Raw genomic sequence first — 23,077 nt, 5'->3', positions numbered from 1 at the left:
ACCCGTTCGAATGAAGACGAAAACCCGGGTGCGGCCGATGATCAGGTCGCGCAGCTGACGGTTGTTCCGTTGACGTGCGCCTGGCCACGACAGGCGCTGGTGTAGTCACGGCCGCACCCGGGTACCCGCCGGGAATGCGACTCGGAAGGAGCGAGCCTTGGCAGCGCGGATCGAGCCCGGAACCCTGCACCGGTACCGGCGGGCGTGTGACTACCTCGCCGCGGCGATGATTCACCTCAAAGACAACTTCCTGCTCACCGAGCCCTTGCGCCCCGCGCACCTCAAGCCGCGGCCGCTCGGCCACTGGGGTACTTGTCCGGGATTGACACTCGTCTACGCCGGGCTGAACCGTCTGGTCGCCGAGACCGGGCAGCGCACTCTCCTGGTCACCGGCCCCGGCCACGGCGCGCCCGCGATTCACGCCAATCTCTGGCTGGAAGGCACCCACGCCGAGTACGACACGGCGCTCGCACTCGACGGCCACGGCCTTGCCGAGCTGGTCAAACGGTTCTCGTGGCCGGGTGGCTTCCCCAGCCACCTCTCGCCGGAAGTGCCGGGTGTGATCCACGAAGGCGGCGAACTCGGCTATGCGCTGGCGACCGCGTTCGGTGCCACGCTGGACGACCCCGGCCTGCTGGTCGCGTGCGTCGTCGGCGACGGGGAAGCGGAGACCGGGCCGACCGCGGCCGCCTGGCACAGCCCGAAGTTCACCGGACCCGAGGACGGCCGGGTCCTGCCGATCCTGCACCTGAACGGGTACAAGATCTCCTCCCCGACGATCTACGAAGGCATGAGTGACGACGAGCTCGTCGCCTACTTCACCGGCTGCGGCTGGGAACCGCTCCTGGTCGACGTGCGCGATACCGAGGACCCGGACACGCCGCTCGCCGAGGCGCTGGCCTCCGCGCACGCGCGGTCCGGCGAGCGGCCGCCGATGATCATCCTGCGCAGCACCAAGGGCCTCGGGCTCCCGGCGACCACACCCGACGGAACACCGCTGGCAGGCACCTTCCACGCCCACCAGGTCCCGTTCCCCGGCGCCGCCGGCGATCCGGACGAACTCGCGGCACTCGAACGCTGGCTACGTTCCTACCGGCCCGAGGAACTCTTCGGTGCCGACGGCGTCCCGGCCGAGGACCTGCTCACCGTCGCACCCGAGCCGGAACTGCGGCTGGGGCGGGTCCCGCAGGCCAATGGCGGCGAGCTGCGCCGCGATCTCCCACTTCCCGACGTCGAAAAGTTCGCCCGCGCGGTCGAGCGGCCCGGCGCCGAGGACGCGAGCGCGACCGAAGTCCTCGGTGACTGGCTGGCCGAACTGGTCCGGCGCGCGCCACGGACATTCCGGGTCGTCTGCCCCGACGAACTGGAATCGAACAAGCTCGGTGCGCTGCTGGACGTCACGCGACGGCAGTTCGAACCGGATGTCCCCGGCCACACCGAGCATCTCGGCTCGACCGGCCGGGTGCTGGAGGTGCTGTCGGAGCACCTGTGCCAGGGCTGGCTCCAGGGCTACCTGCTCACCGGACGGCACGGCCTGTTTCCCTGTTACGAGGCCTTCGTGTCCATTGTGGACAGCATGGTGAACCAGTACGCCAAATTCCTCAAGATGTCCGGCGAGGTCGGCTGGCGTGCACCGGTGGCGAGCCTGAACTACCTGCTCACCAGCGACGGCTGGCGGCAGGAGCACAACGGCTACAGCCACCAGGGTCCCGGGTTCATCAACCAGATGCTGACCAAGAAGGCCACCACTGCCCGGATCTACCTCCCGCCGGACGCGAACACGCTGCTGGAGACAATGCACCGCTGCCTGTCCTCGACCGACCTGATCAACGTCGTCGTGGCCGGGAAGCAAAGCGGGCCGCAATGGCTCTCACCCGAGGAGGCCCACACGCACTGCCGGGCGGGCGTGGCGGCGTGGCCGTGGGCGGGCACGTCCGGGCCTGCCGACGTCGTACTGGCGTGTGCCGGCACCACCCCGACCGTCGAAACCCTCGCCGCCACCCGGCTGCTCGCCGAGGTCGCACCGGAGCTGCGGGTACGCGTGGTCAACGTGGTCGACCTGCTGACCCTCTGCCCGTCGCACCGGCACCCGCACGGGATGTCCGACGATGCCTTCACCGAGTGCTTCGGTGACGGCCTTCCGGTCGTCTTCGCGTTCCACGGCTACCCCTCGGCGGTGCACGAGGTCCTGCACGGCCGCCCTGCCACGCAACGCTTCCACGTCCACGGCTACCTCGAAGAGGGAACCACGACGACACCGTTCGCCCTGCTCGCCGACAACCTCATGACCCGGCACGACCTCGCCGCCGACGCCATCACCCGCGCGCACGGCTGGTCGTCGGCGGGCGGCGACCTGGCACGGGATCTCCTTCGCCGTCGCGACGAACTGCTCGCACTGTCCTATCGCGACGGTGCGGATCCCGAAGAGATCACCGGCTGGCGGTGGGAGCGGTGAAGGTCCTGACGGTCAACCCCGGTTCGGGCAGCCTGCGCCTGCACGTCGTCCGGACCGAGGATGAGCAGGTTCTCCACAGCGCCGAGATCGGCCATCCGGCCGACGAGGCCGCAGCCGACGTCAAGGCCTTTGTGGATGACGCCGGCGAGCTGGACGCGGTGGCGCATCGTCTGGTTCACGGCGGCCCGGACCTCGACTCCCCCGCCGTCGTCACGCCCGAAGTAAGGAAACGGATCGCGAACGCCCGGTCGCTGGCACCCGAACACGTTCCCCACACCGAGACCCTGCTGGACGAGCTGACCGAGCGGCTGCCGGACATCCCGCACATCGTCTGCCCGGACACCGCCTTCCACCGCGACCTTCCCGCCGTGGCACGCACGTACCCGCTGCCCGAACGCTGGCGGGCGCGCTGGGATCTGCGCCGCTACGGATTCCACGGTTTGTCCTTCGGCTGGGCGGTGCGACGTGCGGCCGAACTGCTGAACCAGGACGTCGGTGAGCTGAACCTGCTGATCGCGCATCTCTCCGGTGGGTGCTCGGTGACGGCGGTGGCCCACGGCCGCAGTGTCGACACATCGATGGGTTTCACGCCGCTGGAAGGCACCATGATGGCGAAACGGTCGGGCACCGTGGACCCCGGCATGCTGCTGTGGTTGCTGCGCGAAGGGCATCTGACCGTCGACGAGCTGGAAGACGGGCTCTACCACCATTCCGGGCTGCTCGGCCTGTCCGGGACGTCCGAAGACACCCGTGACCTGGTCCGCGACGCCCGAGGTGGCGACGTCACGGCCCGGTTCGCGCTGGCCGTGTTCGAGCACCGCACCCGTCGCGAACTCGCGGCCATGGCCGCGAGTCTCGATCGCGTCGACGCTTTGGTGTTCACCGGCGACATCGGCTGGGACCAGCCCGAAGTCGCCGAAGCGGTCGCCGGTGGGCTAGGCGTCCTCGGCATCACCGGCGGCCTCGACACCCGCCGTGAGCAGGACGCGGTGATCAGTGGCCAGGACGCCGCGACGGCCGTCCTCACCGTCCGATCGCGCGAAGAACTCTCGCTCGCCCACGCCGCCGCGGCTACTCCGTTCGAGTGAGCGGCGGCTGACTCTCGCACGCCGATCCACGAGCATCTCGTGGACGGGCGGGCCCGTCGCCGGCGCCGCCGCGGGCGAACTGTCCGTCCTGGCAGGCGGCCGGATGTTGTATTGGACCGTCCTGCTGATGGCTTCGGCCGGAGTGCTTTTCGTGGCCGCGAGCATGCTCGGCCCTTATCCGGCCTCAGCGAAACGGACCATCGGAGCCGCCTGGCTCGCCGTGCTGGCCGGAACCGTCTGGTGGGCCACCAGTCCCGGTGCGGGACCGGTCGTCGTCATCGTCGTCGCACTGAGCTTCTCCATTGCGGTGTTGAACCGCGAGCATCAGCCGTCTTCACCTCGGACGCCCCATCAGCCACCACGGTGAATCCGCGCCCGTCTGTTTCACCCGTTCGGGGCAGCGCACCCCGAAGCTGGTTAGAAAGTTCGACGGCTGGGCAATTGGGAGGTGCCCGCTCCGAGGTCGCCCCGGCACCGGGCATCAGCGCTGGGCGAGGTCGCCGACCTGCCATGGCGCCGCGGTTGAGACCAGCAGCCGTCACCGGTGTCCGGTCCGGATCGCTGTCGAACGCACCGGCACCCGCGGGGAGGCCCAGACCCGGCTTTCCCTATGACGAGGAGGCCAGCGCCATGCTCACCATTGCCGCTTCATCGCTTTCCCGGCCGACGGAACAGCACGTCCGATGCGCCGGTATCACCGTGACGACCACCGCCGACGCGACCGTCGTCGCCGCCTCCGGCGAACTCGATCTGACTGTCACCACCAGATTCCAGTACCTGCTCGCGGACGCGGTACGCCACCGGCCCGCCTCGCTGATCGTCGATCTCTCCGGCGTCACCTTTATTTCCAGCCGGGGTCTGGCGGTCCTTCTCGACAACGTCACGGCCGCCCACGCGCAGGGAATCCCCTGCGCGGTCATCGCCACCCACCACTGCGTGCTGCGGCCGATCCGTGTACTCCGTCTCGACCGCGTCATGCCTGTTCACACCGAGCACAGCGCCGCCGAGGTGTCACTACCACGACAGCGTTCTCCCGAGTCGCCGGACACCGCACGGGACGATGGCTTGGCACCGCAGGTGTAGCCGGGAATCCGCCGGGTAACCCCCGGAACGACGGAAGGAGCCCACCATGAACGACGCCCGTGGCTACCTCGACGACGTCCGGTATCCCTGCGGCCGCGACGAACTCCTCCGCCGAGCCGCGGCTCAGGGGGCAGGCGACGACGTACTCGGACATGTGGGCAAACTGCCTGAACGCGAGTATGACCGCGCGGAGACGGTTCATCGCCTGCTCGCCGAAACCGCGCCTCACGTGGACCGGACGTCGTAACCCTCTGAATACCGAAAGCCCGACCCGACCCCGAGGACGAAATGAACCAGCCGTTGAAGGCCCTCGCATTGGTGTGCACGCTGAAGCCCTCGCCTGCCCCGAGCAGCAGCGTGTTGATAGCGCAACAGCTTCTCGACAAACTGGCCGAACACGGCACTACTGGCGAACTGGTACGCGTGGTCGATCATGACGTCAAACCAGGCGTCGAGGCCGACATGGGCGATGGCGACGCCTGGCCGGAGATCCGCCGCAAGATCGCCGCGGCGGATATTCTGCTGATTTCGACGCCGACCTGGGTCGGGCATATGTCCAGTGTGGCGCAACGGGTTCTGGAACGGCTCGACGCCGAACTGTCCGAAACGGACAGCGAGGGCAGGCCGGCGATGTTCGGCAAGGTCGCCGTTACCGCTGTCGTCGGCAACGAGGACGGCGCGCACAAGATCACCGCGGATCTCTTCCAGGCGCTCAACGACACCGGGTTCACCGTGCCGGCGCAGGGCGGGACCTACTGGAACGGTGAAGCCATGAAGGGCGGCGACTACAACGACCTCGACGAGACACCCGAAGCGGTCGAGTCGACCAACGCGACGTTGGCCCGCAACGCCGTCCACCTCGCGAACCTGTTGAGGACGAAGCAGTACCCACCGTCGTGACCGGCGCAGCACGCCCGCAGCCGGTAGGTCGGGGAGGTCGTGCGCACCTCCCCCAAGTACATGAAGGCCCCCTTCCTTGCGCCTAGGTACAGGAAGGAGGCCTTCCTGTACTTGCGGAAGGAGCGAAGGTCGAGTTCCCTCGGCTCAGCCGAGGGAAGGAGTCCTTCACGCGCAGCCCCACATACGGTCAGCCGCCGGAAGGCGCGTTGCTGAGGTCGACGACGCAGAAGCGGTTGCCGTCCGGGTCGGCGAGAACGACGAAGTCGGGTTTGGGCGGGTAGCTGTCCCAGCCGACGTCTTGGGCACCGAGTTCCTTGAGACGCGCGACTTCGGCTTCTTGCTCAGCGGCGGTGTCGACGAGCAGGTCGAGATGAATCCGCGGATACGGCTCGATCGGCGACCTGCTGGACATCAGGGCCAAGGCGCGCCCGGAACCGTCGGCGTGGTCCAGGGTCCGCCAGTCGTCGGTGGCCCACTCGTCACTGGCCACGAGGTTCAACGCGGCGGTCCAGAACGCCACGGCTCGTGGCAGGTCGGACACGCCGATCACGGGGAAGCCGAGCCTGAGCATGCCGACATGTTAACCCTGTCCGGCCGTCCCGGTGCGGGTTAACGCGGGTTAGCCCGCCCGGCGGACAGTCCGTGCGCAGCCGGGGGGTTCCCGGCCCCCGTTAGCGGGTATGCCGCGGCCATGACAACGCGACAAGGGCCCCGCGCCATTCCGTCGGAGGAGGCGCTGGAATCAGCCGAACAGCCAGAGTCCGCCGTGGACGCCTCCATAAAGGACACTCTGCGCATCGCGGCCCGGATCTTGGCGCCCACCGTGCTCACCGGTGTGATCAAGCGTCGGCCTCAGATCATGGCCCTGGCGCAGAAACTGCAGACCGACCGGTCCGCCGTCCGCCTGCACGGCGAACTGCGGCATCGCTACGGCGATCGGCCGTTGCACCTGCGGATCCCTGGCCGCTCGGTCAATCTCGCGCTCTCGCCGGAAGCCGTGGGCACGGCACTGGCGGGCACGCCGTCGCCGTTCAGCCCGGCGACACGCGAGAAGAAGGCGGCACTGGGCAAATTCCAACCGCACGGTGTGCTCATCTCCGAAGGACCCGAGCGCACCGCCCGCCGCGAGCTGAACGAGTCCGTCCTCGAACCCGGCCGGGCCGTGCACGAACTGGCCGAGCCGTGGGCGCGGGCTGTCGCCGCGCAGGCAGGCGAGATGCTCGAAACCGGCACGCTCGACTGGGATACGTTCAACATCGGCTGGTGGCGAATCGTGCGGCAGGTGACGCTCGGCGGCGACACCGCCGAGGACCGCGAGCTCACCGACCTGCTGACACCGTTGCGGCAAGCCGGGAACTGGGCGTACGCCGGCCCCCGCCGTCGCCATCTGCGGAAGCGCTTCCTCGAGTTGGCACGGCGCCAGGTCGCGCTACGGCGTCCGGGGAGCCTTGCCGCGGCGCTGGCCACGGCTCCCGCTGCGGAACAGTTGGATCCGGCAGGCCAGCTACCGCACTGGTTGTTCGCCTTCGACGCGGCGGGGATCGTCGCGTTCCGGACATTGGCCCTGCTCGCCGCCCATCCCGGACATCTTGCCGCGATCCGGGCGGAACTGGGTGACGCGGACCTGTCCGCACCGCAACAGCTGCCGAAAACGCGTGCGAGCGTGCTGGAGTCCGTGCGGCTCTGGCCCACGACGCCGGCGCTGCTCCGCGAGACCCGTGGAGAAACGGCGTGGGGACCCGATCGCACGACGGTCTTCGTGTACACACCTTATTTCCATCGCGACGCCGAAAGCCTGCCGTACGCCGACAGCTTCGAACCTGAGATCTGGCTCGACGGCCGCGCGGCCGGCAACCCGGCCCTGGTTCCCTTCAGTGGCGGCCCAGGCGCGTGCCCCGGCCGGGACGTAGTGCTGTTCATGACCTCGATGTTGCTGGCCAACCTCGTCCGTGAGCACGACATCCAGCCGTCCGGAGTCTCGCTGACGCCGGGGAAACTGCCGTTGACCCTGGACAACTTCGGCTTGCGATACCAGGTCCAGCACGCGGCACCGAAACGCCACTCACGACCCCACTTGGGCGCGGATGGGTCCCTTGACACGGCCGGCGTAGTAGGCGGTGACGATCGCACCTGACATGGCCAGGATCAAGCCCGCGACGGTGAAGTGGGTGAGGCCGTCACGGACGCGGTCGTCGAGGAAGACCAGGCCGATGACCGAAGACAACGCCGTATTCGTGGTGAACATGATCGCGTTGACCGCCGTCGCGCCACTCTTCTGCAGTGCCAGGGCGAACGCGACCGCCGCGGCCAAGCCGTTCAGGATCATCGCCCAGACGGCCGGTTCCACCAGCATCGTCCAGCCCGACGACGGGACATCCAGGGTGCGCGCCGAGACACCGACCATGCTGAAGCCGACTCCCGCCGCGAAGCCGAGCACCTGCGCGGCCCAGGGGCGGTCGAATCGCCTGAAGTACCCAGCGATCGCCCCCACGACCAGCGCCATCGCGGGCAGAACCCAGCGCCACTGCGCCGGGAGCACCTTGGCCGGACCCGGCTGCGCGGACAAGCCCAGCAGGATCAGGCCGACCGCACCGACTCCCAGCGCGGCCCAGCCCCGCCCCGCCAGCCGGGTGCCCATGAACGCGGAAATCGTGGCCGTCACGCCGACGCTGAACGCCAGCACCGACTGGACGAGGAACAGCGGCAATCGATGCAACGCGGCCGCCGCACAGGCGAAGCCGATCAGGTCTACGCCGATACCCAGAAAGTAAATCCACTGGCGCCGCAGGAGCACCAGGTCCAGCGCGCTTCCGCCGTAAGCACCCGCGCGGCGGACGCCGATCGACTCCAGCACCGAACCACTACCCGAGGCCAGCGCTGCCAGCAGCGCGAGGACGTATCCGATGATCACCCCCGCAGTGTGTCAGCCGCAGCGCCGTCCCCTGCTCGGCCCGCGGTGTCCGGCGCGCATTGCCGCGCAGCCGCGGCGGGCGCAGCGCCGGGTGAACAGCTGCCGGGCCAGGACCGTCGCACTGCACGATGCGGGGACGTCAGGCGTGCGGCGGATACGGCATCGGCCTGACAGGTGGTTTCGCCTTCACCATCGCGACGATGCCGAGGACTCCGGCGACGACGAGCGCGACGAACACGAACAGCGCGGCCACCACGTACACCACGCGGAAGCCGAGGGCGTCCGACATCAGCCCGCCGAGGAAGGGTGCGGCCACCAAAGCAAGCACACCGAGTCCTGCCGTCACCGCGATCGCGGCGCCGCGACCGGTGCGAAGCCGTCGGATAAGTGCGGCCGTCACACCGATCGCCGCACCCGCGCCGAGTCCGTTGAGCACCCGCCCGACCAGGAGCAGGGCACTGTTGGGGACGAACGCGATCAGCACCACACCAAGGAGCATCAAGCAGATCGCGGGTACGGTCACCGACGTCGGGAAGCGCGCGCCGAGCAGCAGACCCGCGGGGAAGGCGATCGCGGCCGCGACGAGGTACGCGACGAGGCCACTCAGCAGCAGGGACTGGCTGGACATCCCCAGCTCGACCTGCAGGGCCGAGCGGCCGTCGAAGCGGTAGATCACGGTGAGCAGGAACAGGCCGATGAGCGCGGCGAACCCGGGCCCGATGACCAGCCACGAGGGCGGTCCGGCGGTCTGGTGCGGGTCGCCCTGCGTGGGCGTCGGCACGTACATGCGCACAACCTATAGGGCCCGGGCGATGCGGATGAACCACTTCACGGAAAAGCCGTCGGAGTGGCCGTTCCTGGTTGCAACGACGCGATCACCACGGTTCTCAGACCGGAGACGGACTAGACAGCGGCCCACATTCAGTCTTGCTAGTTCTGCCATGTGGAAGCTAACCTCCGCAGACTGAAATTTTCCGAACCGCTCGCTTCTACCGAGAGGCGGATCCATGGTGAAGAGGACGCAGGCCGAAGCGGCCGGCAGGCCCGAGGATGAACGGCTTGGAGTCGGCAAGAGTTTCACCTACGGCATCCAGCACGTTCTGACGATGTACGGCGGGATCATCGCGCCACCCTTGATCCTCGGCAGCGCCGCCGGCGTCTCGCCTGCCGAAGTCGGCATGCTCGTCGCATCGTGCCTGTTCATCGGTGGGCTGGCGACAATTCTGCAGTCGTACGGCGTGCCCTTCTTCGGCTCCCGGCTGCCGCTGGTCCAGGGCACTTCCTTCGCCGGCGTGGCGACGATGACCGCGATCGTGGCCGACGGCGGACTACCCGCGGTGTTCGGGGCGGTGATCGCCTCCGCGGTGCTCGGCCTGCTCATCACGCCGGTGTTCTCCCGGCTGGTGAAGTACTTCCCGCCGGTCGTCACCGGGACGGTGATCACGGTGATCGGGCTCAGCCTGATGCCGGTCGCGGCGCAGTGGGCGATGGGCAACAACGCCAAAGCACCGGACTTCGGTTCGGTCTCCAACATCGGGCTGGCCGCACTGACCCTGGCGATCGTGTTGCTGCTCAGCAAGGTCGCCGTCCCGGCGATCTCCCGGCTCTCGATCCTCCTGTCGATCGTGGTGGGCACCGTGCTGGCCGCTGTACTCGGCAAAACCGACTTCTCCAAGGTCGCGGACGGCCCGATCTTCGCGGTACCGGCACCGTTCGCATTCGGCGTGCCGACCTTCGACGTCGCCGCGATCGTGTCGATGTTCATCGTCGTGCTGGTGACCCTCACCGAGACCACGGCCGACATCCTCGCCGTGGGCGAGATCGTCGGAACGCGGGTGAGCAAGCGCCGGATCGGCGACGGCCTGCGTGCCGACATGGCCTCCTCGGCGATCGCGCCGATCTTCAGCGCGTTCACTCAAAGCGCGTTCGCCCAGAACGTCGGCCTCGTCGCGATCACCGGGGTCAGGAGCAGGTTCGTGGTGACCGCCGGCGGCGTGATCCTGCTGATTCTGGGAATGCTCCCGATACTCGGCCGGGTGGTCGCCGCGATCCCGTACCCGGTACTGGGCGGTGCCGGTCTCGTGCTGTTCGGCACGGTCGCGGCGTCCGGTATCAAGACATTGTCCACTGTGAACTACAACGGGAACATGAACCTGGTCATCGTCGCGGCCTCGGTCGGGCTGGGCATGATCCCGATCGCCGCACCGGACTTCTACCACCACTTCCCGGCGTGGGTCGGCACGATCTTCCACTCAGGGATCAGCGCCGCCGCACTCATGGCCGTCCTGCTGAACCTGCTGTTCAACCATCTGAAGCCAGGCAAGGCAGGCACCGACCCGTCGGTATTCGCGACGGCGACCCGGGTAATCGACTACTCCGACCTCAAAGCCTTCTCCCAGCTGGAGAACGGTGACAAGATCGTCGACGGCAAGATCGTCGACGCCGAGGGAAACCCCGTCCCGGTGCGGGACGCGGACGGCCGCCCGGTGCACTACCGGATAGGCACCGAACCGGAAGCACACTGACCCGGCAAGGGCGCGGCGAGGCGCCCTCCAACAAAGCGTTGCCACCCGGCGGAGAAAGACCGCAACGATATCGTGAGTGATTTGGGTCGTTCTAACGACCCAAATCACTCACGACCCCCCGCGGCCGACGCCACCTGTACCCCTGTCGCCACGCCTGTCAGGGTCCAGCGGGGACGCTTGGCCCTCGACGCCTGCCGAGTCGGCTCCCTCGAGTGCGAGCCACAAGCCGGGTCATCCACAGTCGCCACTGCCGGGCACTCGCGAATTCTTGCCGGACCGCGGCCATCCGCGCCTGAACGTACGCATCTGAATTCATCACGGCTCCTGAGCTGGTCTTTCGGTATCGTCATAGTGCGCCGGGGGACGATCGGAAAACCTTGAAGAGACCTTGTGCCGCCAGGCCTGGTGCGGGGAGGACTGTTGATGCGGGCGCGGCTACTGGGCGCTGTCGAGGTCATTGCCGACGGGGTCCGGCTCGATCTCGGGCACGCTCGTCAGCGCGACGTGTTGGCGGTATTGCTGCTCGAAGTCGGCCAAGTGGTGACGGCCGATCGGTTGGTCGACCGGGTGTGGGGCGAACACTTACCGCGACGGCCAAGGACGGCTCTCTACTCCTACCTGTCGCGGCTGCGCGGGCTGCTGGCCGGGCTGGACGGCGTGACGATCGAGCGCGACCGCGGTGGATACGTTCTCGTAGCCGACCCGTCGAGCGTGGACGTCCACCGGTTCGAGAGCCTGCTCGGGCGCGCGAGAACGACGACGGACGACCACGCCGCGCTCGGGCTGTATGACGAGGCGCTGGCGCTGTGGCGTGGTGAACCGCTCAGCGAGCTGGATTCTCCGTGGGCGGACAGCGTACGGGACGAGCTGGGGCGTAAGCACGCGGCGGCCGTGCTGGATCGCAATGACCTCCGGCTGCGTACCGGCGGGCACGCGGCTGTGCTTGCCGATCCACTCCCGGACGGAGTAGGTGGTGAACGGGCGGAGGCGCAGCGAATCGAGGCGCTGTACCTCGACGGCCGCACGGCCGACGCGCTGCGGGAGTACGAGAAGGTCAGGTCGAGCCTTGCCGACGAGCTCGGCGCCGACCCGGGGCCGCGACTGCGTCTGCTGCACGAGCGGATTTTGACCGGCGAGTACCCAGACGCCGGGCTCCCTGTCCCCCGTCAGCTCCCGGCTGCTCCGCTCTCGTTCGTCGGACGGGAGAACGAGCTGGAGGCACTCGACCGGATGTTCGCCGAGCCGGATGCGGTCGTGGTGATCTCCGGAGCGGGCGGTCTCGGGAAAACCTGGCTCGCCGTGCGCTGGTCGACCGACCACACGTCCCGCTTCCCCGATGGCCAGCTCTACGTCGATCTCCGCGGCTTTGACCCGGTTCACGAACCTGTGCCGCCGGACCGCGTCATCCGCGGCTTCCTCAGCGCGCTCGGCGTCGCCGCGACGGCGATTCCGTCCGAGCCGGACGCGCAGGCGGCCCTGTATCGAAGCCTGACAGCCCAGCGCCGGCTGCTCGTGGTGTTCGACAACGCACAGGACACCAGCCACGTCACCCCGTTGCTTCCGAGCGGATCCACTTGTTCGGTGCTCATCACCAGCCGGCACGAGCTCGGCGCGCTGCTGACCACCCAAGGCGCGAGGGCGTTGCCTCTGCGACCTCTCGACGAGCACCAGGCGCGGGATCTGCTCCTGCGTAAACTGGGAGCGGCCTGTCTGGCCGAAGAACCCGAAGCCGCACAACAAATCCTGCGGCTGTGCGGAGGGTTGTCCCTGGCACTGGCCATTGTCGCCGCGCGGGTCACCGCCCAGCCGGGCCGACGGCTCTCGGCGTTGGCCACCGAGTTGCGCGAAAGCCGGCTGGACGCACTCGACACCGGAGAGCTGTCCGCGAGCTTGCGCGCGGTGTTCTCCGCCTCCTACCGCTCTCTTGACGACCGCTGTGCGTCGGCGTTCCGTCTGCTCGGACTGTTACCGGACAGCGACACGGATCGAGCGGCCGCGGCCGCCTTGTTCGCCGGCTCCCGGCCACTGCGCGCCCTGTGCGCGGCCAATCTCTTGGAAGAGAACCCGCCGGGCCGGTTCCGCATGCACGACCTCGTCAAGCTTTACGCCACGGAGCTCGTCAACGAAACCGACGACGACGCCACCCGCCTGGCCGCCATGACCCGGCTGTTCGATCACTACTTGTGCTGGGCATCGGCGGCCATGGACATTTTGTCGCCCGACGAGCCGTACCTCCGGCCGCCTCCGGGGAAGTCGTCCGGGCCGCAGCCGCACTTCCAGGACTATCGCCACGCACGTGCCTGGCTGGACACCGAACGCGCCACCATGATCGCGCTGGCCACCCGCCCGACGGCAACAGCCATGGCAGGGCACATAATCCGCCTGTCGGCGACACTCTGGCGATATCTGTATATTGCGGCCCACTACCACGAGGCCGTTGCCCTTCACACGGCCGCTCTGACGCTGACCCAGCCCGGCACAGTGGACCACGGTTTCGCCTGCCAGGCCGTCGGCATGGCCTTGTTCCGCCTCGGCCACTACGACGACTCCGTCAGCCATTTCCGGCAGGCTCTGTCCACCGCTCTGAACCGGCGGAACGACCTCCTCGAAAGCATGGCCCGCGACGGCATCGGCTCGGTCGATGACATGCGTGGTCAGCGGAAAGACGCCCGCGCACAGTACGAACTCGCCCTCGCCGCCGCCCGGCGGACCGGCCACGCCTTGCTCGAAGGCATCGCACTGTGCAACCTCGGCGAGAACTACAGTTGGAGCGGCGACCATCAGACCGCGATCGTATTCCTGGCACAGAGCCGCGCGATCGCATTCGACCTCGATTCACCCGGCCTCGGAGCACCGGTACTCGCCGCGCTGGGCAACGCCTATGCGGGCCTGGGGCAAGAAGACGAAGCCACCACACACTTCCAGCGCGCCCTGCGGTTCGCCCGCTCCGGCAGGAACACGAACGTCGAAGTCTCAATTCTCAACGACTTCGCCGCCACACGAACCGGCACCGCTGCCCTCACGCTCTACGAGGACGCCCTGTCACTCGCCCAACGGCTCGGACACCTGCACGAACGCGCCCGAGCGCACCATGGTCTCGGCCAAATCCATTACACCGCCGGAAATCACAGCGAAGCAAAAGCGCATCTCGACGCCGCCCAGGCCGCGTACACCGAACTCAGCGCACCCGAAGCAGACGAGGTACGCGCTCTGCTCAACACATTCCGGACTCGTCATGCCGCTCGCGGCCGGACTCCTCCGGACCCGCTGGTCTCCGCGGACTTCGTGTACGAAGCGCCGGACGAAACCGACCCTTAAGGCTCCCTGGGTGTCTCCTGTCCCGGCCTGGTCTCCTTGTCGAGGGCGAGGAGGAACTTGCGGAGCGTTTCCGCGGCTGCGGAGGATTCCCGGACGGCGTTCTCATACCGCCGGGTCATCCCGCCGGTGGTGGCCCGGCGCAGCATCCGCTCGGCGAGGGAAACCCTTTCATCGAGTGACCGCAGCGCGGTCCACAACGCCCGTTCAAGCTCGGCGTCCTGCGCGCTGAACAGCGCTTCGTCGGTCCAGCCGTGCCCGATTCGGCAGCGATACCGGCCGTCCGCGGGGCCGACTTCCAGCAGGGATCCCTGACAGTCCGGGCATCGGTAGCCGGCGGGAGGCGTCGACCCGCCGACGGTGACCGCGCCCAGCCGGACGCCGTCCCGGGCGATCCGCTCTTCCAGCAGCAAGGCGGACGAAGCCGGTGGGATCGGCAGGTTGTCGACCGGCGTCCGCACAAGCTTGTCCAGTACCTTCCCGAGCATATCGACCGGGTGAACATGCTCGGTGGGCACGCGGGCCAGCGCGTTCTCGGGCATGCCCGGGTACAGCGCGTCCGCCGGATCCTGCACCACGGCGAGGCCACCGCGGTCGGCGATCGAGCGCAGTCCGGCGGCGCCGTCGTCGAGGACACCGGAGAGGACCACGCCGATGGCCCGGGGGCCCACGGACAGCGCGGCGGAACGGAAGGTCGCGTCGATCGCGGGACGGTGCCCGCTTTCGGTCGGGCCGCGGCTGAGCAGCACGGCACCGTCCTCGATGAGCAAATGGTGATCCGGCGGCGCGACGTGGAGTGTGCCGGCGGTCAGCGGGGCGCCGTGTTCAGCGCTCACCGCGTCGAGCGGGCCTGCCCTGGCCAGAATCCGCGGCAACGCACTCGACAAGCCCGGCGCCAGGTGCATCACCACCAGAACGGCGGCCGGGAAATCCGGGGGCAGGGAGCGAGCCAACGCACGCAACGCCTCGACACCGCCGGCAGACGCGCCGACCACTACGACATCACGGTGGCAACGCACCGTGACCACCTCCTCCCGGCGACACGGCAGTCACCTGCGGGTAGCCGGAAACGGCGAGATCGAAACCACTGTGTCGAAATCACTGTGTCGAAGACACGATCGGGGGGCGCACCGACCCGGTATCAGCTTCGGGACGAGGGCGACTTCCCGCCTGGCTGGTTCCTGGGCGGCAAGAGCGACCCCCCGATGGCGGGCGGGACTCATGCTCGTGCGGTGATGTGTGAGGACTCGGCTGCCGTGCTCGACAGCGCGAGTGTGGGGTTGTCCATGTTGGCGTCGGCGAGGAATTTGTCCTTGGTGCCCACGATGAGGCGCAGGGTAACGGGCCTGCCGATTCCCATATCGAGCGCCCTTTCAAGCAGACTTTTGTGCCATGCATTGCCTCATGCCCTTGTTGGGCGAGACAGTGGTCGGCAAGTAGATCCCCCGAGATGAACACAAGTGCGGGAACTACTGCCCTTATGGCGCAACAACCCGGCGCACGCTCGCGGGAGAAAGGCGCACCGCACAGCGAAACCGAAGAACAAACGAGACGGAGCAAACCATGCGTAAACTTTTGGCGGCGATCGCCCTGCTCGCGGGCTGTCTGACCATCGGGGCGGCACCGGCGAACGCCGCCCAGCCCCGCGCGACGGCACTGGTGGACTGCCAGGTCGCGAATGTGCAGTTCACCTTCGACAACTGGGGCTCCACAGGTGGCTTCGACGCCTACTGCGGCCAGCCCCGGCATGTCTGGGCCGTCACCGCGTTTTACGACAGCGCCGGAGCACAGATCGCGGGAGGCAGCGGCTACAGCCTTGTCCCCGCCGACGGCCAGTGGCATTGGCTATACGCGAACACCAGCTGGGGCGGCCTCTGGAAACCGGTGTACACCGGCTGCATCTGGATCACCCAGGACAACCCCTCGCCCGGTGGCACCTTTCTGTACAACTACTGCAAGCACATCTAGCTGAAAACGACGGCCCTCCCAGGAAGCGTCCAGGAGGGGCGGCGACCAACGGGATACCGCCTTGCAATTCCTCCGCTCCCCTGAAGTCGATGCTGGACCGCATCCGGTCACTGTGTGGATTGTGGCGCGTCAGATGATCCGAAATCCACACGGTCCGCATGATGCTCCGGCCACGCCGACTCAGGCGAGGTTCAGTCTTCCTTCTGCTGCAACGGCTTTCCGGCGGTCTCTCGCAGTGAGAACGCCGCGATGAGCCCGATCGCGGCGGAGACCATGAGGTACGGGCCGGGGACGAGAGTGCTGCCGGTCGTGGCGATCAGGACGGTTATGAGGTAGGGCACCGTGCCCGCGAACAGGGCGGCGGTGAGGTTGTAGGCGATCGACAGTCCGCCTTGGCGGGTACGGGTCGGGAAGATCTCCGCGGACCACACGGCGTAGGTGCCGAGGATCGCGGCGAGTACGACCCCGAGCGTGAGGCCGTATACCTCGACGGTCACGCCCATTTCCTTCTCCAGCTGTGCGATCGCGGTCGACACGGCCGACTGCGAGACCATCAGTTCCTTCGACGCGGCGGTCATGCTCAGATGCCGGGCCGCCGCCTCGAAGTAACGCAGTTGCACGAGAGTGAAGGAAGGATCGCTCATGGAGACATCCTGCCTCTTGCCGGAGGCCACTGTGGACGAAGGTCAGCCCGGCCTCCGGCTCGGCATGACGAGTGTCAGTGGCCGGTTCTCTCTTCCAGCGCACGGCGCCGAGCGGTCACCTCGTCGGGGTCGTCCCCGAGGACCAGCAGTTGCAAGGTGCTTTGTCTGACCGGATTGTCCGTGTGGCCGGTGTCATGACCGGCCACGATGAGCAGGCCACCGGCGGCCAACGCCGGGCGTACCTCGGCGAGCAGGTCGGTGAGCGGGCCGTCGACGCTCAGCGTCACGGACTCGGCTGCGCTGTCAAGGGCGTCGGGGCGGACGGACTGCATCGCCAGCAACGGGATCGAGCCACTGGTGATCCGGAAGTTCAGGTCGAGCACGACCTGCTGGCCATCCCGGGTTTGGGCGCAGTCAAGGCTGCACAGGCCGCGGTAGCCGACGTCGGCCGCGCGCTGGGTGATCGCCAGGCATTCGGCGAGCAGTTCGGCGGGAGGAGTGGTGACCGCACCGAATCTGCCGCCGGCATAGACCCCGATCGCGTCGACGCGCTGTTCGGTCACGGCCAGGAGGCGGGCCCGCGCGTCCGCTCCCACGTAGAACTGCAGGCCCCAGTTACGCAGGATCCGCAGGTACTCCTCGACGACGAACTCGGTGAGCACGTCGGTGAACGCCGGCAGCGTGATCTGCTCGTCAGCCCGGTGCAGATAGACGTCGAGGCTGCCGCCGTGCGCGTCGTTGGTCGCGGCCTTGAGCACCCACGACTTCTCCACCGGTGCCGCCTCCGCGAGTTGCTCGCGAGTGACGACGCTGCGGTGCGCTTGGAAACGGGGATCGACCAGGGTGGTGATGCTGGCCTTGTTGTTCAGGTAGCCGACGAGTTGCGCGCTTTTGAGCGCCCGTTCGTCCGGGCACAGCGTGGTCGGCTGCGGGTACTCCATCGACATCAGCAGGCCGTCGGACATCGCTTCGGTCACACGGGCGGCGAATTCCCTCTCGCTTCGGAACTCGCGCAGGTCGGTGCCGACCGGCAGGCCGCTGTCACGCAGGTGTGCCAGCAAATCCGGGTCCGTGCCACCGGCGCTGCAGATCACCGGCACGTCGGCCGCGACAGCGATCGGTCGCGCGGAGACCACGTCGCGGCGGTGACGGTGCCTGTTCACGGGTTCGGCGGCGGCCAGTTCGGGCCGGGCGCAGACGGCGATGCCCGGACCGTACACATCGGTGAGCGAACGAGGAGCACTGACGGCGTGCGGCAAAACGACTGGAACGCTGATGGAGGATCTCCTGTGGAGTGAGTCGGACCGGCCAGAACCGGCTGTGGCGTACGAGGAGATTTGGGGAGGAACGACAAGGCGTTGATCAAGTGACGCCCGCGAACACCAGCAGCAGGAATCCGCTGCGACCGGCACCCTCAACAGTGTCAGGCCTGCCTGCCCGCTGTCCACTGTGTCACGGTCTTGACCTGGAGTGTCAGCCGCCGAGGTCAGGAGCCCGAGGGTAGGCAAGGAGGCCTTCACGACCAGCAGCACCTTCCCGCGGCGCGGAATCCGCTCAGCGTAGGTCGGCCAGCTCGTTTTTGATCAGGTCAGCGGTGGGCAGCATGAGGTCGCGGTAGATGGTGGTGGCTTGGTCGTAGTGGCGGTGCGCGGCGAGAAGGTCGCCGGTGTCGGCGGCGGTTCTGGCGAGCCCATGATAGGCACGGGCCGCCTGTTCTCGCGCGCCGCTTCGGAGTGCCAGGTTCAGTGCCGTGGTGTGGTGCACGCGGGCAGAGGTGGGATCGCCGCCGGCGCGGCATGCTTCGCCGAGTCCGTTGAGTGCCCAGATTTCGCCGTCACGGTCGCCGTGTGCGCTGAACAGGTCGAGGGCGCTGCGGTGGTGCTCGGCCGCCCGGTTGGAGCGATGACGGAGTGTCTGGGTTCTGCCGAGGCCGTCGATACCCCAGGCTTCGCTGGCGCGGTGGCCGACGGTGCGGAACAGTTTCACGGCTTCGGCATGCAAGGTGAGGGCGTCGCTCAAGTGGTCATGGGCGATGGCGATCTCGGCGAGTCCGAGTTTGGTCCACGCCTCTCCGAAGTGGTGGCCTGCCTGCTGGTGCAACGCCATCGCGTGGTCCAGATGAGTCTCCGCGGCGGTGTGGCCGATACGGGCTTCGGTAGTGCCGAGCCTGGTCAGGACATGTGCCTGGGCCACCAGGTCGGTGTCGAGGCGGAGCAGGGTCAGCGCTCGGGTGTAGTGGTCGATGGCAGGCCGGTACCGGCCGGCACGTTCTTCGACCATACCGACGGCGGCCACGGCCCTGGCCTGCGACGACAGATCGCCGATCTCCTTGAACAGGGCAGACGCCGCCCGCAGGTGTGTCGCGGCCGTGACGGCCCGGCCCGCCTGGAGATGGACGCCGCCGAGCGCGTGGAGGGCGGCGGCTTCGCCGGCACGGTCGCCGGTGGCGTGGGCGGCGGTGTACGCGTGGTTGTGGATGGAGAGGGCGACGGTCTCGTTGTGCCCGTCGAGGAAGCGGAACAGCAACCGGGATAACGTCACCGAAGTCTCGGGCCGCCCATGAGTCGCCGCCTGCGTTGCCAGAGCCGTCATCGTGGCGAGTTCGGCGTCCAGCCAGTCCCGTGCGTCGTCGGTGCCAGGGAACTCGGGCATCGTGCTCGCCGCGGCGGGGACCAGTGGCCTGCGATGGGCTTCGCCGGGGTAGAGCCTGCCCATCGCGGTGGCGACGGTAGCGAGGTAGTAGGCGTAGACCCGATCGAGCGCGGCACGCTCGTCGATGCTGCCGGCTTCCGTCGCGTAGGCCTTGAGCAGATCGTGCATGACGTACCGATCGACGCCTGCCGGTTGCACCAAATGCGCGCGGACGAGTGTGTCCAGCAGGGTGCGGGCCGTCGCGAGTGGCTGGTCGGCGAGTGCGGCAAGGCCGTGGACGTCGAAGGTCGGCGCGGGGTGGCGGCCGAGCGCGGCGAAGGCGTCCGTGGCCTGGTCGCTCAGCTGCCGCAACGACCACGAGAACACCGCTCGAATGGCGGCCCGTTCGTCGTCTCCGCTGCTCAGCACATCGAGGGTGCGCTGGGCGGCGCCTAGCTCGGCAGCCAGCCGGGACAACGGGACCGTGGGCCGGGATACGGCGAGCTCGGCCGCGAGACGCAGGGTCAGCGGCAACCGCACACACCGCTCGGCGAGCGCGACGGCCGATCCGGGTTCGGTGTCCACCCGCCGCCCGACCAGCCGCCTGAGCAAGGTGACCGCGTCCGCGAGCGGAAGCTGGTCCACGGTGATCCGGTGCGCGCCGTGCAGCGCCACGAGACCGGTGAGCGAATCACGGCTGGTCACCACGACAACGCAGGTACCGGTGCCGGGCAGCAGCATGCGGATCTGCTCGACGGAGGCCACGTTGTCGAGCACCACCAGCATCCGCCTGCCGTCGAGCTCGGTACGAAACCGTGCGGCGCGTTCGGTCACACCCAGCGGAATCCCCACGCCGCCGGGCAGCAACGCGGCCAGGAACGCGGCAAGCGCCTCATCGGACGACACCGGCTTCTCCGGCGCGTACCCGCACAGGTCCAGGTACAGCTGCCCGTCCGGGAACCGGTCACGCACCCGATGGTCCCAGTGCACGACCGTCGCCGTCTTGCCCGCCCCGGCCGTGCCGGTCAGGCAGACGATCACCGGCTCCTCCCCCACCCGGCAGGCCAGCCGGTCCAGCTCGCCGATTTCGCCTACCCTGCCGGTGAAATCGGCGACAGCGGCGGGTAGTTGCGCGGGTATCGCCTGCCTGCCCGGCTCCCCCGGAGTCAGATCGTGACGCAGTACGGCCTCGTGCACAGCGGCCAGCTCCAGACCCGGGTCGGCGCCGAGCTCGTCACGCAGTGCCCGGCGAATCCTTTCGTGCACGGCAAGGGCATCGGCCGCCCGGCCCACCGCGTACAAGGCGCGCATCAGCACCGCCGCGGCCCCCTCGTACAGCGGGTGCTCCCCCACCAGCTCGGTCAGCCGGATGATCGTGGCGGCCGCCTGGCCGGCGCGGATCTCCGCCACCGCCCATGCCACCACGGCGGCCTCGTGTTCCTGGCTCAGCGTGCGGCGGACGCGTTCGGCCCACTCGCCGGACAACCCCGCCAGCGGCTCGCCCCGCCACAAACCGAGTGCCGCGGCCAGGGCAGCACGATCGGTGGCGCCGTCCCGCAACGCGTTCCGGAACCGGAATATGTCGACCTGATCAGGTCGGATGTCGAGACGGTAACCACCGGCGTCCCTCGCGAGCCACGCGCTCCCCGGCTCGGCTTGTTCGAGCATCCGCCGAATGCGCGTGATGTGCGCCTGTAAAGAACGTCGGACTTGTTTAGGCGGCGACTCACCCCAGACCCGGGACACCAGCGTGTCGACGCGGACCGTCCGCCCGGCCTCGAGCAGCAGCACCGCCAGAACCTGCTGCTGACGCGGCTCACCGACCGCGAAGGCGTGCCCACCCGCCCGCACCGTGATCGACCCCAGAACCTGGAACTCCACTCCTGACCCCCAGCGCTCCCAGGGCATCGTAAAGCCGCGAATCGCGCCGCCACAACTGTTTCGGAAACGCGGCAGACGAGATTTCCGCTGACCGGATCCGGAATCCGATACGCCGGGCGGAAATGTCCAACCTGGCAAGATCACGGTGAAAGAGGACCACGGCACGAACGGAGCGAAACCACTGGCCCCGGCCAATGCTGGGCTTCCAGGGTTGCGCTGTGCGTCCAGCTTGGGCTACCGTCGAGATGTTCCTCTAGCGGATGCAGGCAACGCCTCCCGCGAGAGCGTCTCTCAAATCCCTTCTCAACACGAAGGTCTCTTCCGGCGTGTCTTCGCCGTTCTCCCAGCCCAGAAAGAACTTTCCCATGACCATCAACGGAATACTCGACATCGTGCGCAACCGCGCACACGTCCGGGCGGACGGCTACCTGCCGGGCCCCGACGACGTACCCATCCCTCAGAAAACCGTCCGCGACCTCGGCCTCCGACGTGGCGACCTCGTCTGCCTCGGCGACAACGGCGAGGTGACCGCGATCAACGGCCGTGACCCGCTCCCCCTGCGGCGCCGCCCCGACTTCGCCGACTTGGTTCCCTTGTATCCCAACGAAAGACTGCGCCTGGAAACCGAGTCACACGCACTCACCACCCGGGTGATCGATTTGGTGATGCCGGTCGGCAAGGGACAACGCGCGCTCATCGTGGCGCCGCCGAAGGCCGGGAAAACCTCGGTGCTGCAAGCGATCGCGCACGGCATCAGCAAGAACCACCCGGAATGCCAGCTGATGCTGGTGCTGGTCGGTGAACGCCCCGAGGAGGTCACCGACCTGTCCCGCGCGGTGCCCGGCGAAGTGATCGCCGCGACCTTCGACCACCCTCCCGCCGAACACACCACGCTCGCCGAACTCGCCATCGAACGGGCGAAGCGCCTCGTCGAGCAGGGCCGGGACGTGGTGGTACTGCTGGATTCCCTGACCCGGCTGGGCCGGGCCTACAACCTGGCGGCACCGGCGTCCGGCCGCATTCTGTCCGGTGGCGTGGATTCCACCGCGCTCACTCCGCCGAAGCGATTCCTCGGTGCCGCACGCAATATCGAGAACGGCGGCTCGCTGACCATCTTCGCCACCGCACTCGTCGACACCGGCTCCACTGGCGACACGGTGATCTTCGAAGAGTACAAGGGCACCGGCAATGCCGAACTACGGCTGGACCGCCGTCTGGCGACCAAACGCGTATGGCCTGCCGTCGATCTCAAGCAATCCGGCACCCGCCGGGAAGATCTCCTGGTCCCGGCCGCTGAAGTTGCCGCCACCAGCGCCCTGCGCCGAGCACTGGACGGCCGGGACAACGCCGTCGAAACCCTGCTCGACGGTCTCCGGAAAACCGAGACCAACCACGACTTCCTGACCCACCTGGCCCGTCCCCACCAACCCTGAACCTTCCGAGACCTGCCGAGTGGTCGGCGACAATGACGTCGAGTAGGTCTTCCGGCGTGAAGTGCACTCTTATTGAGGGGTAAGGCAAACGTGGCGTGGCAAATTTGGCGGCGGCAGTCGGGAGGGGTGTCGTGAGTGATAAGGGTCGCTTGGGTTCACGGGGTCGTTGCAACACCGATTGTGGTCGGAGGTTGTGGTGGCGGGTCGTGTGCCGTTGGGGCGGGATGTGCGGGTGCGGTTCTG

The 23,077-nt window shown here is 68.1% G+C and carries 18 protein-coding genes and 1 pseudogene; 11 read left to right on the top strand and 8 right to left on the bottom strand.

All coding sequences use genetic code 11. The features are described from left to right. The first annotated feature begins 157 nt into the window (after positions 1–157). The 6 genes from AB0M65_RS12735 (at position 158) to AB0M65_RS12710 (ending at position 5,526) form a co-directional block, all read left to right on the top strand. On the top strand, positions 158–2,455 hold the full coding sequence (locus tag AB0M65_RS12735) for a phosphoketolase family protein (protein ID WP_364025842.1): 2,298 nt from the start codon (positions 158–160) through the stop codon (positions 2,453–2,455). Next, on the top strand, positions 2,452–3,543 hold the full coding sequence (locus tag AB0M65_RS12730; protein ID WP_364025839.1) for an acetate kinase: 1,092 nt from the start codon (positions 2,452–2,454) through the stop codon (positions 3,541–3,543). The genes AB0M65_RS12735 and AB0M65_RS12730 overlap by 4 nt, the downstream gene beginning before the upstream one ends. Positions 3,544–3,646: 103 nt before the next feature. Next, positions 3,647–3,910, top strand: coding sequence for a hypothetical protein (locus AB0M65_RS12725; RefSeq protein WP_364025836.1), 264 nt, complete (start codon positions 3,647–3,649; stop codon positions 3,908–3,910). Positions 3,911–4,173: 263 nt separating this feature from the next. After that, positions 4,174–4,626, top strand: a complete 453-nt coding sequence (locus AB0M65_RS12720) for an STAS domain-containing protein (RefSeq protein WP_364025833.1) — start codon at positions 4,174–4,176, stop codon at positions 4,624–4,626. Between the two features lie 46 nt (positions 4,627–4,672). Then, entirely contained in the window at positions 4,673–4,873 is a 201-nt protein-coding gene (locus AB0M65_RS12715) for a DUF2795 domain-containing protein (RefSeq protein WP_364025830.1), read from the top strand. A 41-nt stretch (positions 4,874–4,914) separates the two neighbouring features. Beyond that, positions 4,915–5,526 (top strand): NAD(P)H-dependent oxidoreductase, encoded by a 612-nt coding sequence (locus AB0M65_RS12710; protein ID WP_364025828.1) that lies wholly within the window; start codon positions 4,915–4,917, stop codon positions 5,524–5,526. A gap of 187 nt (positions 5,527–5,713) precedes the next feature. Here the strand turns inward: AB0M65_RS12710 and AB0M65_RS12705 are convergent, their stop codons facing one another. Then, a complete protein-coding gene (locus AB0M65_RS12705) occupies positions 5,714–6,097 on the bottom strand; it encodes a VOC family protein (protein ID WP_364025825.1) in 384 nt (127 codons plus the stop codon). Between the two features lie 120 nt (positions 6,098–6,217). On the opposite strand from AB0M65_RS12705, the gene AB0M65_RS12700 reads away from it, so the two are divergent. Beyond that, positions 6,218–7,660, top strand: coding sequence for a cytochrome P450 (locus tag AB0M65_RS12700; RefSeq protein WP_364025822.1), 1,443 nt, complete (start codon positions 6,218–6,220; stop codon positions 7,658–7,660). On the opposite strand, the gene AB0M65_RS12695 is transcribed toward AB0M65_RS12700, so the two are convergent. Beyond that, complete coding sequence (locus AB0M65_RS12695) at positions 7,589–8,437, bottom strand: hypothetical protein (protein WP_364025819.1); 849 nt, start codon at positions 8,435–8,437, stop codon at positions 7,589–7,591. The two genes, AB0M65_RS12700 and AB0M65_RS12695, sit on opposite strands and share 72 nt — an antisense overlap. Positions 8,438–8,576: 139 nt before the next feature. Further along, positions 8,577–9,224, bottom strand: a complete 648-nt coding sequence (locus tag AB0M65_RS12690) for an MFS transporter (protein ID WP_364025816.1) — start codon at positions 9,222–9,224, stop codon at positions 8,577–8,579. 220 nt (positions 9,225–9,444) lie between these two features. Here AB0M65_RS12690 and AB0M65_RS12685 point away from each other — a divergent pair, with 220 nt between their 5' ends. Next, positions 9,445–10,962: a nucleobase:cation symporter-2 family protein gene (locus AB0M65_RS12685; RefSeq protein WP_364025813.1), complete on the top strand. Its 1,518-nt coding sequence runs from the start codon at positions 9,445–9,447 to the stop codon at positions 10,960–10,962. Positions 10,963–11,385: 423 nt separating this feature from the next. Continuing rightward, positions 11,386–14,280, top strand: a complete 2,895-nt coding sequence (locus AB0M65_RS12680; RefSeq protein ID WP_364025810.1) for a BTAD domain-containing putative transcriptional regulator — start codon at positions 11,386–11,388, stop codon at positions 14,278–14,280. Here the strand turns inward: AB0M65_RS12680 and AB0M65_RS12675 are convergent. After that, positions 14,277–15,296, bottom strand: a complete 1,020-nt coding sequence (locus AB0M65_RS12675) for a chemotaxis protein CheB (protein WP_364025807.1) — start codon at positions 15,294–15,296, stop codon at positions 14,277–14,279. The two genes, AB0M65_RS12680 and AB0M65_RS12675, sit on opposite strands and share 4 nt — an antisense overlap. A gap of 200 nt (positions 15,297–15,496) precedes the next feature. Then, positions 15,497–15,637: a hypothetical protein gene (locus AB0M65_RS12670; RefSeq protein ID WP_364025804.1), complete on the bottom strand. Its 141-nt coding sequence runs from the start codon at positions 15,635–15,637 to the stop codon at positions 15,497–15,499. A gap of 203 nt (positions 15,638–15,840) precedes the next feature. Here AB0M65_RS12670 and AB0M65_RS12665 point away from each other — a divergent pair, with 203 nt between their 5' ends. Beyond that, entirely contained in the window at positions 15,841–16,245 is a 405-nt protein-coding gene (locus tag AB0M65_RS12665; protein ID WP_364025801.1) for a hypothetical protein, read from the top strand. Positions 16,246–16,436: 191 nt separating this feature from the next. Here AB0M65_RS12665 and AB0M65_RS12660 read toward each other — a convergent pair whose 3' ends face one another. The 3 genes from AB0M65_RS12660 to AB0M65_RS12650 all read right to left on the bottom strand — a co-directional run bounded on the left by AB0M65_RS12660 (position 16,437) and on the right by AB0M65_RS12650 (position 21,401). Continuing rightward, a complete protein-coding gene (locus AB0M65_RS12660) occupies positions 16,437–16,889 on the bottom strand; it encodes a LysR family transcriptional regulator (protein WP_364025798.1) in 453 nt (150 codons plus the stop codon). A 74-nt stretch (positions 16,890–16,963) separates the two neighbouring features. Further along, positions 16,964–18,109, bottom strand: coding sequence for a hypothetical protein (locus AB0M65_RS12655; RefSeq protein WP_364025795.1), 1,146 nt, complete (start codon positions 18,107–18,109; stop codon positions 16,964–16,966). Between the two features lie 334 nt (positions 18,110–18,443). After that, positions 18,444–21,401, bottom strand: coding sequence for a BTAD domain-containing putative transcriptional regulator (locus AB0M65_RS12650; RefSeq protein ID WP_364025792.1), 2,958 nt, complete (start codon positions 21,399–21,401; stop codon positions 18,444–18,446). A 332-nt stretch (positions 21,402–21,733) separates the two neighbouring features. On the opposite strand from AB0M65_RS12650, the pseudogene AB0M65_RS12645 reads away from it, so the two are divergent. Next, positions 21,734–22,834 (top strand): annotated as a pseudogene (locus AB0M65_RS12645) (transcription termination factor Rho, short form); the annotation flags it as partial. Positions 22,835–23,077: the final 243 nt, after the last annotated feature.

The organism is Amycolatopsis sp. NPDC051071 (genome assembly GCF_040682875.1).
Classification (GTDB): Bacteria; Actinomycetota; Actinomycetes; order Mycobacteriales; family Pseudonocardiaceae; genus Amycolatopsis.
This window is presented reverse-complemented; position numbering and strand designations above follow the sequence as displayed.